At 58.3% G+C, this 13,958-nt stretch carries 14 protein-coding genes and 3 tRNA genes; 8 read left to right on the top strand and 9 right to left on the bottom strand.

Features of this window, described 5'->3' with window-relative positions; translation table 11 throughout:
- Window positions 1-87 precede the first annotated feature (87 nt).
- The 8 genes from ACOYXJ_RS25590 (at window position 88) to ACOYXJ_RS25555 (ending at window position 5,015) form a co-directional block, all read left to right on the top strand.
- Entirely contained in the window at window positions 88-849 is a 762-nt protein-coding gene (locus ACOYXJ_RS25590; RefSeq protein WP_460372259.1) for a carbon-nitrogen hydrolase family protein, read from the top strand.
- Entirely contained in the window at window positions 846-1,289 is a 444-nt protein-coding gene (locus ACOYXJ_RS25585; protein WP_150793447.1) for a GNAT family N-acetyltransferase, read from the top strand. Before ACOYXJ_RS25590 ends, ACOYXJ_RS25585 begins: the two co-directional genes overlap by 4 nt.
- A gap of 127 nt (window positions 1,290-1,416) precedes the next feature.
- Window positions 1,417-2,058, top strand: a complete 642-nt coding sequence (gene gacA / locus ACOYXJ_RS25580) for a response regulator transcription factor GacA (RefSeq protein WP_016984198.1) — start codon at window positions 1,417-1,419, stop codon at window positions 2,056-2,058.
- Between the two features lie 2 nt (window positions 2,059-2,060).
- Entirely contained in the window at window positions 2,061-3,884 is a 1,824-nt protein-coding gene (gene uvrC, locus ACOYXJ_RS25575) for an excinuclease ABC subunit UvrC (RefSeq protein ID WP_095120948.1), read from the top strand.
- Window positions 3,885-3,916: 32 nt separating this feature from the next.
- Entirely contained in the window at window positions 3,917-4,477 is a 561-nt protein-coding gene (gene pgsA, locus ACOYXJ_RS25570; protein WP_007950102.1) for a CDP-diacylglycerol--glycerol-3-phosphate 3-phosphatidyltransferase, read from the top strand.
- A gap of 60 nt (window positions 4,478-4,537) precedes the next feature.
- A tRNA-Gly gene (locus tag ACOYXJ_RS25565) sits at window positions 4,538-4,613 on the top strand.
- Between the two features lie 45 nt (window positions 4,614-4,658).
- A tRNA-Cys gene (locus ACOYXJ_RS25560) sits at window positions 4,659-4,732 on the top strand.
- 196 nt (window positions 4,733-4,928) lie between these two features.
- Window positions 4,929-5,015, top strand: a tRNA-Leu gene (locus ACOYXJ_RS25555).
- 65 nt (window positions 5,016-5,080) lie between these two features.
- On the opposite strand, the gene ACOYXJ_RS25550 is transcribed toward ACOYXJ_RS25555, so the two are convergent.
- The 9 genes from ACOYXJ_RS25550 to ACOYXJ_RS25510 form a co-directional block, all read right to left on the bottom strand.
- On the bottom strand, window positions 5,081-5,365 hold the full coding sequence (locus ACOYXJ_RS25550; protein WP_460372256.1) for a hypothetical protein: 285 nt from the start codon (window positions 5,363-5,365) through the stop codon (window positions 5,081-5,083).
- Between the two features lie 268 nt (window positions 5,366-5,633).
- Window positions 5,634-5,864, bottom strand: coding sequence for a hypothetical protein (locus ACOYXJ_RS25545; RefSeq protein WP_008082703.1), 231 nt, complete (start codon window positions 5,862-5,864; stop codon window positions 5,634-5,636).
- A 118-nt stretch (window positions 5,865-5,982) separates the two neighbouring features.
- The gene (locus ACOYXJ_RS25540) at window positions 5,983-6,213 is read right to left on the bottom strand and encodes a hypothetical protein (protein ID WP_016984981.1); all 231 of its coding nucleotides are present in this window, start codon (window positions 6,211-6,213) and stop codon (window positions 5,983-5,985) included.
- A gap of 196 nt (window positions 6,214-6,409) precedes the next feature.
- On the bottom strand, window positions 6,410-7,447 hold the full coding sequence (locus ACOYXJ_RS25535) for a DNA topoisomerase IB (protein WP_095120945.1): 1,038 nt from the start codon (window positions 7,445-7,447) through the stop codon (window positions 6,410-6,412).
- Between the two features lie 72 nt (window positions 7,448-7,519).
- Window positions 7,520-8,599 carry a molybdenum ABC transporter ATP-binding protein gene (gene modC / locus ACOYXJ_RS25530; protein WP_460372254.1) on the bottom strand — a complete coding sequence of 360 codons (1,080 nt, stop codon included), beginning with the start codon at window positions 8,597-8,599 and terminating at the stop codon, window positions 7,520-7,522.
- Window positions 8,600-8,602: 3 nt separating this feature from the next.
- Window positions 8,603-9,283 carry a molybdate ABC transporter permease subunit gene (gene modB, locus ACOYXJ_RS25525; RefSeq protein ID WP_460372252.1) on the bottom strand — a complete coding sequence of 227 codons (681 nt, stop codon included), beginning with the start codon at window positions 9,281-9,283 and terminating at the stop codon, window positions 8,603-8,605.
- Entirely contained in the window at window positions 9,284-10,051 is a 768-nt protein-coding gene (gene modA, locus ACOYXJ_RS25520) for a molybdate ABC transporter substrate-binding protein (RefSeq protein WP_460372250.1), read from the bottom strand.
- Window positions 10,052-10,219: 168 nt separating this feature from the next.
- The gene (locus tag ACOYXJ_RS25515; RefSeq protein ID WP_460372248.1) at window positions 10,220-11,284 is read right to left on the bottom strand and encodes an NAD(P)H-dependent flavin oxidoreductase; all 1,065 of its coding nucleotides are present in this window, start codon (window positions 11,282-11,284) and stop codon (window positions 10,220-10,222) included.
- Between the two features lie 108 nt (window positions 11,285-11,392).
- Window positions 11,393-13,828 (bottom strand): autotransporter, encoded by a 2,436-nt coding sequence (locus tag ACOYXJ_RS25510; protein ID WP_460372246.1) that lies wholly within the window; start codon window positions 13,826-13,828, stop codon window positions 11,393-11,395.
- Between the last annotated feature and the right edge of the window lie 130 nt (window positions 13,829-13,958).

The raw sequence follows: 13,958 nt of genomic DNA, 5'->3' as shown, positions 1-13,958 counted from the left end.
CTATCGCGTTATCAACAAAATGCCTATTGCCTGATTTGGGCAAGAGTGGTGACACTCAGCGTTTTGCTTGATTGCCAAGGATGAACCGTGTCGACACTGACCATTGCCGCTGCCCAAAGCCTCTCCCTTGCCGGGGACCTCCCCGGGAACATTGCCCGACATTGCCGCTTCATCGAGACAGCAGCGGAGCAGGGTGTTGAGTTACTGGTTTTTCCCGAGTTGTCGCTGACTGGCTATGAAGGAGAAACGGCCGCAGCGTTGGCGATCGAACCGCAAGATGCCGTGTTGCAACCTCTTAGGAATTTGGCCCGAAAGCTTGGGGTAACTGCCGTTGTCGGTATGCCCATCCGGTTGGAGGGCAGTGTTTCGGCGCTGATCGGCGCTCTGGTTCTGGGCGCGGATGGTTCTCTCGGCGTGTACAGCAAGCAGCATTTGCACACGGGCGAGGAACTTGTTTTTGCACCCGGTTTCGGTGGCCCGACGCTGAATATCGACGGGGACGTCGTCGCGTTGGCGGTGTGCGCCGATTTCACGCATGCCAGCCATGCCGCGGCGGCCGCCGATAAGGGCGCTGACCTGTACGCAGCCGGTGTATTGATCAGCGAGAAAGGTTACGCAGTTGATACGGCAATACTTCAGGGCTACGCCCGGCAACACTCGATGGCTGTGCTAATGGCCAATCACGGTGGGCTGACCGGCGGTTGGCAATCCGCCGGGCGCAGTTGCATCTGGTCTGAAGACGGTTCGCTGATTGTTGCCGCTCCGGGGACGGGCGATCTTCTGGTCGTCGCTCAGCGTAATGAAGGTGTATGGCAGGGACGGGTTGTTCCTGTTACGCAAGCCCGATGACATTCCACTTGCGTCTTGCCGCTTCAGAAGACCTGGGATTTGCCCGCGATCTCACCTGTCAGAACATGCTGCGTTACTACATTCACCATGACCTGTTATGGCAGGATGAAGCGTTTGAAGTAGCGTGGCCGGGGCGGCAGAACTGGCTGATAGTGCGGGGTGAACTGGCGCTGGGGTTTCTCAGTCTCAGCCGGGATCTGCGTGCACTCTACATTCGGGAATTGCAGATTGCTGAAGCGTTTCAGGGGCAGGGCGCTGGTTCCTGGGCGATTGATCAGGTTATCGACATGGCCATTAAAGAAAGGCGCCGGACTCTGCGGCTTACCGTGTTCGAAAATAATCCGGCAAGAAACTTGTACGAAAGAAAAGGACTACAGGTTCAGGGTGCGGACGAGTGTTTTCTGCGAATGCAGCTTGATATAAGTACACCTGTGCTCTGAAACCCGCAGCCGGCAAGCCTTCAATGATGAATTGAAACTTTTTAAATGAAGCTTTCCGCTAGGTCTGTGTGGCACTTTTTGCTAAGGTGTCCGGCATCCCAATATGACCATATCGCGAGGTGTCTGCTTGATAAGGGTGCTAGTGGTCGATGACCATGATCTCGTTCGTACAGGCATTACACGTATGCTGGCCGATATCGATGGCTTGCAAGTGGTTGGCCAGGCCGAATCCGGGGAAGAGTCCCTGATCAAGGCCCGAGAGTTGAAGCCCGATGTGGTGCTGATGGACGTCAAGATGCCTGGCATCGGCGGCCTCGAAGCCACGCGCAAACTGTTGCGCAGTCATCCGGATATCAAAGTGGTCGCGGTTACGGTGTGTGAGGAGGATCCTTTTCCGACACGCTTGCTGCAGGCTGGCGCTGCGGGGTATCTGACCAAGGGTGCGGGTTTGCCGGAAATGGTTCAGGCGATTCGCCTGGTGTTTGCCGGACAACGCTATATCAGTCCGCAAATCGCCCAGCAATTGGCGATCAAATCCTTTCAACCGTCCAACGATTCTCCTTTCGATGCCTTGTCCGAGCGCGAAATTCAAATCGCGTTGATGATCGTCGGCTGTCAGAAGGTGCAAATCATCTCCGACAAGTTGTGCCTGTCGCCGAAAACCGTGAACACCTATCGCTACCGTATTTTCGAGAAGCTTTCGATCAGCAGCGACGTCGAGTTGACACTGTTGGCGGTTCGTCACGGCATGGTTGATGCCAGCCTCTGACCATGACTGACACATTCGATTCCGGCGCGTTTCTGTCGACAGTCAGCGGCCGCCCGGGCGTCTATCGCATGTTCGACAGCGATGCACGCCTGTTGTACGTGGGCAAGGCCAAAAATCTGAAAAAACGCCTGGCCAGCTACTTTCGCAAAACCGGTCTGGCGCCTAAAACCGCAGCGTTGGTGGGTCGCATTGCGCAGGTCGAAACGACCATCACCGCCAACGAAACCGAAGCGCTGCTGCTTGAACAAACGCTGATCAAAGAGTGGCGGCCGCCGTACAACATCCTGTTGCGCGACGACAAATCCTATCCCTACGTGTTTCTTTCCGACGGGCAGTTTCCGCGCCTGAGCATTCATCGCGGGGCCAAAAAAGCCAAGGGCAAGTATTTCGGTCCTTATCCGAGCGCCGGCGCCATACGCGAAAGCCTGAGTCTGCTGCAAAAGACCTTCTTCGTTCGCCAGTGTGAAGACAGCTACTACAAGAACCGTACCCGGCCATGTCTGCAGTATCAGATCAAACGCTGCAAAGCGCCTTGCGTCGGGCTGGTCGAGCCTGAGGTCTATGCTGAAGACGTGCGTCACTCGGTCATGTTTCTTGAGGGGCGCAGTCACGCGCTGACCAACGAATTGTCGACGGCGATGGAAGAGGCGGCGATCAACCTGGAGTTCGAGCGAGCTGCCGAGTTGCGCGATCAGATCGCGCTGTTGCGCAGGGTCCAGGATCAACAAAGCATGGAAGGCGGCACGGGAGATATCGACGTCATCGCGGCTTTCGTCAACCCGGGTGGTGCCTGCGTGCATTTGATCAGCGTCCGCGGCGGGCGCGTGCTGGGCAGCAAGAATTTCTTTCCGCAAGTCGGTATCGAAGAGGATGTGTCGGAGGTCATGGCCGCGTTTCTCGGCCAGTACTTCATCAGCAGCCCCGAGCGGGACTTGCCGAGCGAACTGATCGTCAATGTGGTTCACGAAGATTTTCCGACGTTGATCGAGGCGATCCATGAGTTGCGTGGCCGAGAGCTGGCCATCAGTCATCGGGTGCGTGGTACACGTGCGCGCTGGCAGCAACTGGCCGTGACCAACGCAGAGCAGGCATTGGGCGCACGCCTGGCCAACCGTCAACACACGGCAGCGCGGTTTGAGGCATTGGCCGAAGTGTTGAATCTGGATGAGCCGCCGCAGCGTCTGGAGTGCTACGACATCAGTCATTCCAGTGGTGAGGCAACGGTTGCTTCCTGCGTGGTGTTTGGCCCGGAAGGCGCAATCAAGTCGGACTACCGGCGCTACAACATCGAAGGAGTCACGGCGGGTGACGACTATGCCGCCATGCATCAGGCCCTTACAAGACGCTTCAGCAAACTCAAGGAGGGCGAGGGCAAGCTGCCGGACATCTTGCTGGTCGACGGTGGCAAGGGTCAGCTGTCGATGGCTCGTGATGTTCTCAATGAACTCGCCGTGCCGGATCTGATCTTGCTGGGTGTCGCCAAGGGGGCCACGCGCAAGGCAGGCTTCGAAACGTTGTATCTAAATGATGCGGCGCATGAGTTCACCTTGCGTGGCGATTCGCCGGCGCTGCACCTGATTCAACAAATCCGCGATGAAGCCCACCGTTTTGCAATTACCGGACACCGCGCCCGCCGCGGCAAAACCCGCCGTACGTCAACGCTGGAAGGCGTTGCGGGCGTTGGCCCGACCCGGCGTCGCGACTTGTTGAAACATTTTGGTGGATTGCAGGAGCTGACTCGTGCAAGCATCGAAGAGATCGCCAAAGCCCCGGGAATCAGTAAAAAGCTCGCAGAGTCGATTTATGCAAACCTGCATAGCGAGTAGAATGCCCCTTCACCTCGTAGCCAGTTGTGCCGATGAATATCCCTAATCTGATTACCGTTCTACGCGTTCTGCTCATTCCGATCTTCATTTTGCTGTTCTATCTGCCTTATCAGTGGAGTTACATGGCCTCCGCCTCGGTGTTTGCCTTTGCGGCAGCGACTGATTGGCTGGACGGCTACCTGGCGCGCCGCCTCGAACAAAGCACTCCGTTCGGTGCGTTTCTAGATCCGGTGGCCGACAAACTCATGGTTGCCGTGGCACTGGTGCTGCTGGTGCAGGAGCACGGCAATCTGTGGCTGACATTGCCTGCGGCCGTCATCATCGGTCGTGAGATCGTCGTTTCGGCACTGCGTGAATGGATGGCCGAACTCGGCGCCCGTGCTCACGTCGCAGTCTCGAACCTGGGCAAATGGAAAACCGCTGCGCAAATGCTGGCACTGGTAATCCTGTTGGCCAATCCAAAGGACTTCAGCTTCTGGGTGATATTGGGTTACGCGTTGTTGATGGTGTCCGCAGGCCTGACTTTATGGTCGATGGTTCAATACCTTCGTGCGGCCTGGCCACATCTGAAAACCGATGTAGAAAAGAAATAAAACTTTTTTGAATCAAAGGGTTGACGGGGCTTCTGAAATCTATAGAATGCGCCACACCAAGCGGGAATAGCTCAGTTGGTAGAGCACGACCTTGCCAAGGTCGGGGTCGCGAGTTCGAGTCTCGTTTCCCGCTCCAGTTTGTACGTGTTTGTTGTTGTGCTACTGACAGCAAATGCTTTGAGGCCGAGTAGCAAAATGGTTATGCAGTGGATTGCAAATCCACCTACGCCGGTTCGATTCCGACCTCGGCCTCCACTATAAACAAGCTCCGTAGATCCATGATTTACGGAGCTTTTTTATTTGCACTGCGCTGCAAGATTTAGTCTTGAAATACGGCCATTGCAAACTTGCTTCGCCGGGAAGTGATGTATATATTTCCCGCTCTGCTGTTCTAGGTTGGATCCTGTCAGGGTCGCGACTGTGCAGCAGGAAGCAGCAACACCGCGCTACCGCCCGAATGGCGAAACTGGTAGACGCATGGGACTTAAAATCCCCCGCTCGTAAGGGCGTGCCGGTTCGATTCCGGCTTCGGGCACCATGAATATCAAAGGCCTGCATGAGTTTTCTCATGCAGGCCTTTTTTTGTGCCTTTTTTATGCAGGGCTAAACGAAAGTCTGCCCGCTAAAACCCCGAGGCAAGCGCTGAAGTCCGGCCATTGCTGTCAGCCGCTCGACCCATTCTGTGCGCCAGCTTGCTTCGCCATGCGTGGCTTTGGCCTGGCGGGCCATTCTGCGGGCGGCATTGCGCTGATCTTTTCGTGCCTGTTTGTAGGCATCGGTATTGCGGCAGCTGCGGCATTTCACACGATTGAGCTCTCGACTTGCCGACAGTTGTTGGCCTTTGTGGCCACAGGCCAGATGCCCGTCAACGTTGAAATGGATAACCATGAACTGTCTCCTTTGCGACGTGTATTGCTTTTGACAACTCACCTCCTGTGCCGTTCGGCAATGGGGCGCAGGCAAAAAAACACCCGCATGCGGGCGGGTGAGAGGGGTGTTTTGCAAAGGAGTGGTTTCACTGTAGACGCGCAGATGTGATCGTTATGTGAAAACGCATTCGCGGGGGGGAGAATAAACATTTCGGACAGACAAATACGCGGTGACCTGTGTGTCACCGCTTGTGAGGCAAGTTCCTGAGACCTTGGCGAAGTCGCTGTCATCTGAACCGAGGCAGTGGCCGATCGACAGGCTTGAGCGCCGACAGCGTATTGCGAATCAGCGGAGCATCCTTCTCTATATCGTTCAGCCGGTCACGGATGCGCAGGGCGGTCGGATGCCCGCCTTGGTGGTCGACCCAGTCGGCGATCTCTTTGCAAGCGGCCGCGAGGCGTGCCTGACGGGCGTCGAGCAGGGTGAGGAGGGTGGTGATGGACTCTTTTTCGGACATGAAACACCTCCGTTCTATGAAACCTGAGCTGCAGCAAAAAGCCCGCGTGTTGCGAGCCTTCTACCGTGGGGCGCTGCTCCTTCAGCTGGTTTCAGTATAGACCCGCTTATGATCGGCATCAGCCGGACGATTCGCGGACCGCTTTTGGGGAACTGGCTGCGTTGAGGCGTTTGCATTCACGTCGTGCGTCCTCTTCAACGTCGTAGCCATCGCCGATGAAGCCGTTGGTGCGGGTATCGCAGATGCGAAACCAACTCAGGGCTTCGGCGGGATCATGCTGACTGTCTCCGGCGCGTCGACCATGAATAATGATCTTGTTGCAACGCTTCACAACGAAAATGTCTTCCATGGCGTCACCGCAGCTGATTCGTGTCAGATCAACTATAGAAGCCCCCGGCAATCGTGCAAAAAATAGACAGGTCAACTCGTCGGTTGCCGACGCTATTCTCAGCGCACCGATCAATCCAGACGTTGGTCAACGGAAACGAATCTTCGACGCTGGTGAGCTGCCGGTCCTGGGCTGTTGCTGGGTGATAAATTGTCGATCAAGGCGCGGTGGTGATGTCGCTCATGCGTTCAAGAAACATTGCCAAAGCCACTTCTTCGGCGCGCAGGCCTTTGCGCACGCGGGGGCGCGGTAATTCGGCGAGGGTGCCGAGCATGAAATTCTCCACCACCGCCGGGTGGATATAGCACTTGCGACACACCGCCGGGGTGTTACCCAACTGCCTGGAGACATTTTTCACCATCTCCACCACATGCCGTTTGGCCTCGGTCTCGGATTCATGCTTGAGTTCGCGCAATACCGCCAACGCCAGGGCGCTGCCAGCCCAGGTGCGATAGTCCTTGGCGGTGAAGTCGGCGCCGGTCAGGGTTTGCAGGTACGCATTGACGTCGGAAGAACTGACGGTGTGCCGCTCACCGTTTTCATCCAGATACTGAAACAGGTTCTGCCCGGGAATCTCCAGACAACGCTTGATGATGCGCGCCAAACGTCGATCCTTGACGGTGATCTGATGTTCGATGCCGCTCTTGCCGCGAAACTGAAACAGGATCGCACTGCCGTTGACTTCGACATGCCGGCTGCGCAGGGTGGTCAGGCCGTAGGAGCGGTTGTCGCGGGCGTATTGCGTGTTGCCGACCCGAATCAACGTGGCGTCGAGCAGGGTGATTACGGTGGCCATGACCTTGTCGCGACTGAAGCCGGGCGCGGCCAACAACGCTTCCAGTTGCTTGCGCAGTTTTGGCAAGGCCAGACCGAACTCGCGCAGCCGCGAATATTTATCGGCATCGCGCACTTCGCGCCAGCGAGCGTGATAACGATATTGCTTGCGGCCACGGGCATCACGGCCGGTGGCTTGCAAATGACCTTGCGGATCGGGGCAGATCCACACATCGATGTAGGCCGGCGGTACCGCGAGAGCATTGATGCGTTTGATTTCGTCGGTGTCGGTGATGCGCTGGCCTGACGGCTCGAAGTAGCAGAACTTGCCGCGCAGTTTCTTGCGGGTGATACCGGGCTGGGTGTCGTCGACGTAATGCAGGTCGGATGGCAGGTCGGCAGTCAGCACGGTGTCGGGCATGGCAGTTTCCTTTAATGGCGCGGCGGTCTGTAAAACGATTGACCGCACGCCGTTGCCGTGGTGCCGAATGATTTAGGCGAGGACCGCGACCGCTTTGATCTGCGCCCATAAATGCTGGCCCGGATGCACGCCCAATTGGTCTCTGGAGTAGCGCGTGATGCGTGCGACCAATGGAGTACCGCCGGCGTCGAGACGAATCAGCACGTGGGCGGCATTGTCTGCTGATTGCTCGCTGACCACGGTGACCGGCAGTCGATTGAGAATGCTGCTGAACTCGCTGTTCTGCAGGCTCAGGCTGATGTCCCGGGCGTGCACTTTGCAGCGTAGGGGCTGACCCAATGCAATTGGCGCGTGGGTGACGCGAATGCTCATCTCGGTGGCCGGCAATTGCAGGCTCAGTAATTGGTAGTCCGCGTCGTAAGCGCTGACCTGGCCTTCAATGATCACGCCAGCGTCATCGCCCATCGCCATCGGCAGGTCGAGACGCGCGAGAGTTTCACCGATCGGGCCGCTGGCCAGCGCCTTACCTTCGCTGAGCAACACCAGATGGTCGGCCAGCCGCGCGACTTCGTCCTGCGCATGACTGACGTACAAGACTGGAATGTCCAACTCGTCATGCAACCGTTGCAGGTACGGCAGGATTTCGCTTTTGCGCTGGCCGTCGAGAGCAGCCAGTGGCTCGTCCATCAACAGTAGTTTCGGGCTGGTCAGCAGCGCGCGGGCGATGCCGACGCGCTGGCGTTCGCCACCTGACAAGTGCTGTGGATGGCGTTCGAGCAAATGACCGATGCCCAAGAGTTCGGTGGCCTGCGCCATGTCTACCCGACGTTGGGAGCGGACGATACGCTTGAGGCCGAATTGCAGATTGGCCAGCACTGACAGGTGGGGGAACAGGCTGGCTTCTTGAAACACATAGCCGAGCGCACGTTTGTGTGGCGGGACGAAAATGCCGTTGTCGCTGTCCTGCCAGACTTCGTCGTTGATCTGCACGAAGCCATGTTCAGCGCGTTCAAGGCCGGCGATACAGCGCAGACAGGTGGTTTTGCCCGAGCCGGAATGCCCGTAAAGCGCGGTCACGCCACGGCCGGGCAAGTTCAGGTCGACATCGAGGCCGAAGTCCGCATAGACCCGTTTCAGACGTACATCAATCATCGGTCAACTCCAACCTGCGCGGGTCTTGCGGCTGGAGTACAGCGCCAGCAACACCAGAAACGAAAACACTAGCATCGCCCCGGCCAGCCAATGAGCCTGTGCGTATTCCATTGCTTCGACGTGATCGTAGATTTGCACGGAAACCACGCGGGTCTTGTCGGGAATGTTGCCGCCGATCATCAGCACCACGCCGAATTCACCGACGGTATGCGCGAAACCGAGAATCGCCGCAGTGATAAAGCCGGGGCGCGCCAGCGGCACGATCACGCTGAAAAAAGTGTCCCACGGATTGGCGCGCAAGGTCGCGGCGACTTCCAATGGGCGGGTGCCGATCGCCGAGAACGCGTTTTGCAACGGTTGCACCACGAACGGCATGGAATAGATTACCGAACCGATCACCAGGCCCGTGAAACTGAAGGTCAGGGTGCCCAGACCCAGCCATTGGGTGAATTGGCCGAGAAACCCGTGCGGCCCCATCACCAACAATAGATAGAAACCGATCACGGTCGGTGGCAGCACGAGGGGCAGGGCAACGATCGCCCCGATCGGGCCGCGCAACCACGAGCGGGTACGCGACAACCACAGGGCAATCGGCGTGCCGACAACCAGCAGAATCACGGTGGTCAGGGACGCCAGTTTCAGGGTCAGCCAGATCGCCGCGAAATCGGCACTCGTCAGCGACATTTACAGCTGGTATCCATAGGACTTGATCACCGCAGCGGCTTTCGGGCCTTTGAGGTATTCAACCAGCGCCTTGGCGGCGGCGTTGTCTTTGCCCTTGTTGAGAATGACGGCGTCTTGTTTGATCGGGTCGTGCATGCTGGCAGGGACGATCCAGGCCGAACCGCTGCTGACTTTGCCGTCCTTGTAGATCTGCGACAGGGCCACGAAGCCCAGTTCGGCGTTACCGGTCGAGACAAATTGGTAAGCCTGGGTGATGTTCTGACCTTCAACGATCTTGGCTTTGGTCGCCTCGGTCAGTTGGAGTTTTTCCAGCACTTGCGTGGCGGCCAGGCCATAAGGTGCGGCTTTCGGATTGGCGATGGACAGGTGCTGGTACTCGTTCTTTTTCAGCACCTCGCCTTTGTCATCCACATAACCCTCTTTCGCCGACCACAACGCCAGTGTGCCGACGGCGTACGTGAAGCGCGAGCCCTTGACGGTGTCGCCTTCTTTCTCGAGCTTTTCCGGGGTGGTGTCGTCAGCGGAGAGGAACATTTCGAACGGCGCGCCGTTCTTGATCTGGGTGTAGAACTGGCCGGTGGCGCCGTAGGCTGCAACCAGTTTGTGCCCGGTGTCTTTTTCGAAATCGGCGGCGATGGCCTGGATCGGCGCGGTGAAGTTGGCCGCAACCGCTACCTGAACTTCATCAGCCTGAACAGCGCCGACGGCGAAGACCGCGAGCAAGGAGGCCACGCAGGCAGGGGCAAAACGTGAGGCACAAATGGTCATGTAACAGCTCCGTATTGGCGAGTGCAGAGCGCAGCTATTGTTGGAAGTGGACTGCGCCCATGCAAGGTGTGAATTCGCTATATAGCGGAATATATAGCGAAATGCCGCCAAACAGGAAGTGTTGGTTGAAACCCGTGTGAGGACGCCTGAATCCTCACACTGCGCAGCTCAATGACCAGTGAGTTTTGCCAGTGCACCTTCAGCTAATTGTCGGGTCAGTTCAGCGCTGCCCATGTCTTTGCCCAGGGTAAATGCCTGACCCGCCCAGAGGTTGGCAAATTCTGCCTCGTTGATTGCCCGCAATGGCATCAGCGCCCCACCGGCCAAGGGAAACGCCGGTGCTTTCGAAGACATCGGCCCCAGCTCACGCATGACGCGGTTGAGAATGCCCCGCGCCGGCCGCCCGGTGAAAATATTGGTGACCGCCGTTTCGCTTTCCTTGGCGGTGCGCAGTGCCTTGTGGTGAGAAGCGCTGACTTTCGCTTCTGGCGTGAACAGGTAGGCAGTGCCAACCTGTGCGGCTGAGGCCCCCAAGAGGAACGCTGCTGCCACGCCGCGTGCATCGGCAATAGCCCCGGCGGCAATCACCGGCACTGTCACCGCATCGACTATCTGAGGCACCAAGGCAAACGTGCCGACCTGACTGCTCAGGTCATCACTGAGAAACATGCCGCGATGGCCGCCGGCCTCGTAACCCATGGCGATAATCGCGTCGCAGCCGTGCTGTTCCAGCCAGATCGCTTCATCGACAGTGGTGGCCGAGGAGAGAATTTTTGCTCCGGTTGCCTTGACCCGATCGAGCAGGGATTTCTCTGGCAGCCCGAAATGGAAACTCACCACCTGCGGCCGAAATTCTTCCAGCACCTCACAGGCTGCCGCATCGAACGGCGCGCGGTTCGACACCGGCGTCGGCGCAGCGAAATCGACACCCAGTTCACGGTAATAAGGCTCCAGCAGATGCTTCCAGTCATGTGCACGTTGCTCATCGGCTGTCGGTGGCTGATGGCAGAAGAAGTTCACGTTGAAGGGCTTGTTGGTGTGCTGGCGAATGGTTTTCAGCTCTTCGCGCAATTGCTCGATGCTCAGCATCGCCGCCGGCATCGACCCCAGACCACCGGCATTGCACACGGCGATGACCATGGACGAATTCGTCGCACCGGCCATCGGGCCCTGGATGATTGGCAGTTCTATGCCGAGCAGATCAAGTATGCGGGTGTCTGGCCATTGGCTCATGAAAGCTGTTCTCCGAACGAGGTAGCGGGCAGGGACGGCAGAACCGGTTTTTAACAGCAAAAGCGGATCCGCAGCCAGTTCGAAATTCAGAACAACCCGTGCAGTTTTTCAGCGTCGATGAAGTCCGCCACCACCACCGCCAAACGAGCGATTCATCAATTGTGAGGAGTTGTGAAAGTTGTTGGTGCGCTGGTTGCCGAAGTTGCGTGCGGCAGATTCACGGTTGAGATTCTGCAACTGGGCATTGTTATTGACCGGTGCAGTCCGGGTCGCGCCACCCTTGACCATTGGTTGCCAGCCGTTATCGGTTTTTTTGTACACGTTGCCATCGTGACCCGCGTAAACGTTGTCACCCACGCGTGCAGCGCCGCCATTGCGCCCGCGAACGCCACCATATTGTGTGGTGTTGCCAGTGTTGGGGTTGTACACGGCGCCACGATTGGCGGTGACCTGCGTACCGCTGCGCGCATTGCCGGCGGTGACGCGCTCACCGGCAATGGCGCCACCGTTCGGTCCGACGGCCACGCCGCTGCGCCCAGCCGCGTAATTTCCGGTGTAGACGTTGTGCACGGCCCCGCGTTGACCGGCAGCCGCGACGCCAGTGCGTGAGTTATAGGAAGAACCCACCTGACCGGCCCAGCGATTGCCGGTCCAGGCGTTGTAGCCAGCGCCATAGCGGCTGACCGTGGCCCGTTCACCCCATTGGTGATAGATGTTGCCGGTAGTGCCCGCCCAGCCACCGGGACCCCAGGCCACCGCGCCACCGCGGTAACCGTAAGCGGCGCCGCTCCAGGCCAACGGCGCTGGGTACAAGTGCGGACCCCAGGCGTAACCCCAGCCGTAATTGCCCCACCACGGGTAGGCGCCCCAGCCCCAACCCATGGCGACAGTGCTGCCGCCCCAGCTCCAGCCAAAACCGAAACCGAAGGTCCAGCCCGTCCACGGTGTATAGCGAATGGCGACGCCAAACCCATAAGTCACCGGCGGGCCATACCAGACGCTGCCCACCCAGGGTGTGTAGGGATAACCGGTGCCATAGACCACGACGCCCGTGGCCGGATCAAGATTCGAACCCTGATAACCGGGCGTGTAGCCGACTACCACGGTATCACCGCTGGACTCGTAGACTTTGACGTAGGTGAGGTAGTGCATGGGCGAGCTCGGCGGGATCGAATAGATCACCGCCGGCACGGAACTGGCGACAAGCCAAGGGCCGCTCACGCTGGTGGCGGTGAACCAGATACCGTTTTCCACGGCGTACCAACTGTTGTTGTCGACGCGGATGATGGGCGTTGCGCTGTTGACCACGTATTGCAACGTCGTGCTGTTGATGGCTTTGAGTTGCGGCTCGCCATCGAACTGTGGCGCGGTCATTTTTACCGCGCTTTTCTTGATCGCCGAAGTCTGTGGAATGGTCGCGGCGATGGCCGCTTCTTTGGCTTGCGGCGTGCCGGCTACCGACGCCTTGATGTTTTCTTTCGGGCTGTCGTCGGGGATGTTGGCGAAATCTGCCGGCAGTTTGTCTGCCGGGGTAAACGTCCACGGGCCATTCATGTCAGTGGCGCGGAACCAGCGGCCGGAGATCAGCACATAGCTGTTCTGGTCACCGATCTCCTTGAAGATGTGCCCGGTGGTATTGGTGACATACAGCAAGCCTGTGCCTTGAATCGGTGACCACTGCGCTGCGCCATCGGTGACCAGCAATTCGGTGGGAGTGGTGGCGATGAAAATTTTCGGTTGTGGCGGTTTGGCCAGACTGGGGACCTTGTCTTTCGGGTCGCTTTGCCCGGTCAGCAGATCCACTTGCCGGCTCTGAATGGCAGCCTGTTTGGCTTTCGCCAGATCCGCCGGCGGTGTGGCCAGACGCGTATAGGCGCCATTGAGCTGATCGGCGACCATCCAGCCATCGAAGACGTGCAGGTAATGTTTGCCCTGCGCGTCTTTCAACAACAGCGGGCGAGTGTTGATCACCCGTTGCAGCGCCGTGCCGTCTACCGGCCGGTAGGCCGCGTCGCCATCGATATAGACGAGCAGGGCGGGGACGTCGGAGCTGATGATCGTCGGTGGTGTGTTCTCCAGCGGCGCGCTGTCAGCTTTCTGCTCGGCTGAAAGTACGCCGACGGCCGCTTCGAGTTGATCCAGCGAGATGGTTTTCTTGCGGTTTTCGGCGTCTTTCTGCAAAGCCGCGAGCCACGTGGTGGCTTGACTGGCATCAGCCGGGAAATCGGCCTTGATGATTTTGTACTGATCCAGCGCGACCCAGCGCGTGGCCTTGTCGACCAGCGTATGCGCACTGAATTGCACAATGCCAAAGGTGGATTTGCCATCCGCGCCGGTGGCTTCAACGGCTGCGCGGGCATTGAGGGTGTAGCCGTCCCAACTGTCGAGTTGCGGCTGATATACGGTCAGTTTCGCTTTGCCGCTGCTGATGACTTGTGGCCAGGTCGGCTCGATCGGGGCCTCGGTGGCCGGTGCCGCCGAGGCGCTGCTGAACGCCAGCAGAAAGAGCATCAACAGCACGAAGCACGAGCGCGGGTAAGACATTGTCAGCTCCATCGACAGGCCTATTTCTAAAGGAATAACGGCAAAAGCACGACCGTCGAAAAAGCATAGCCGCCCGCCATGGAAATACCCGGCGGATTCGCCGATTGGCGCAAAGTCGAATGTGGCAGGG

The organism is Pseudomonas sp. Tul2A7, assembly GCF_054790505.1.
The sequence above is the reverse complement of the archived record's forward strand: the minus strand, read 5'-3'. Positions and strand labels throughout refer to the sequence as shown.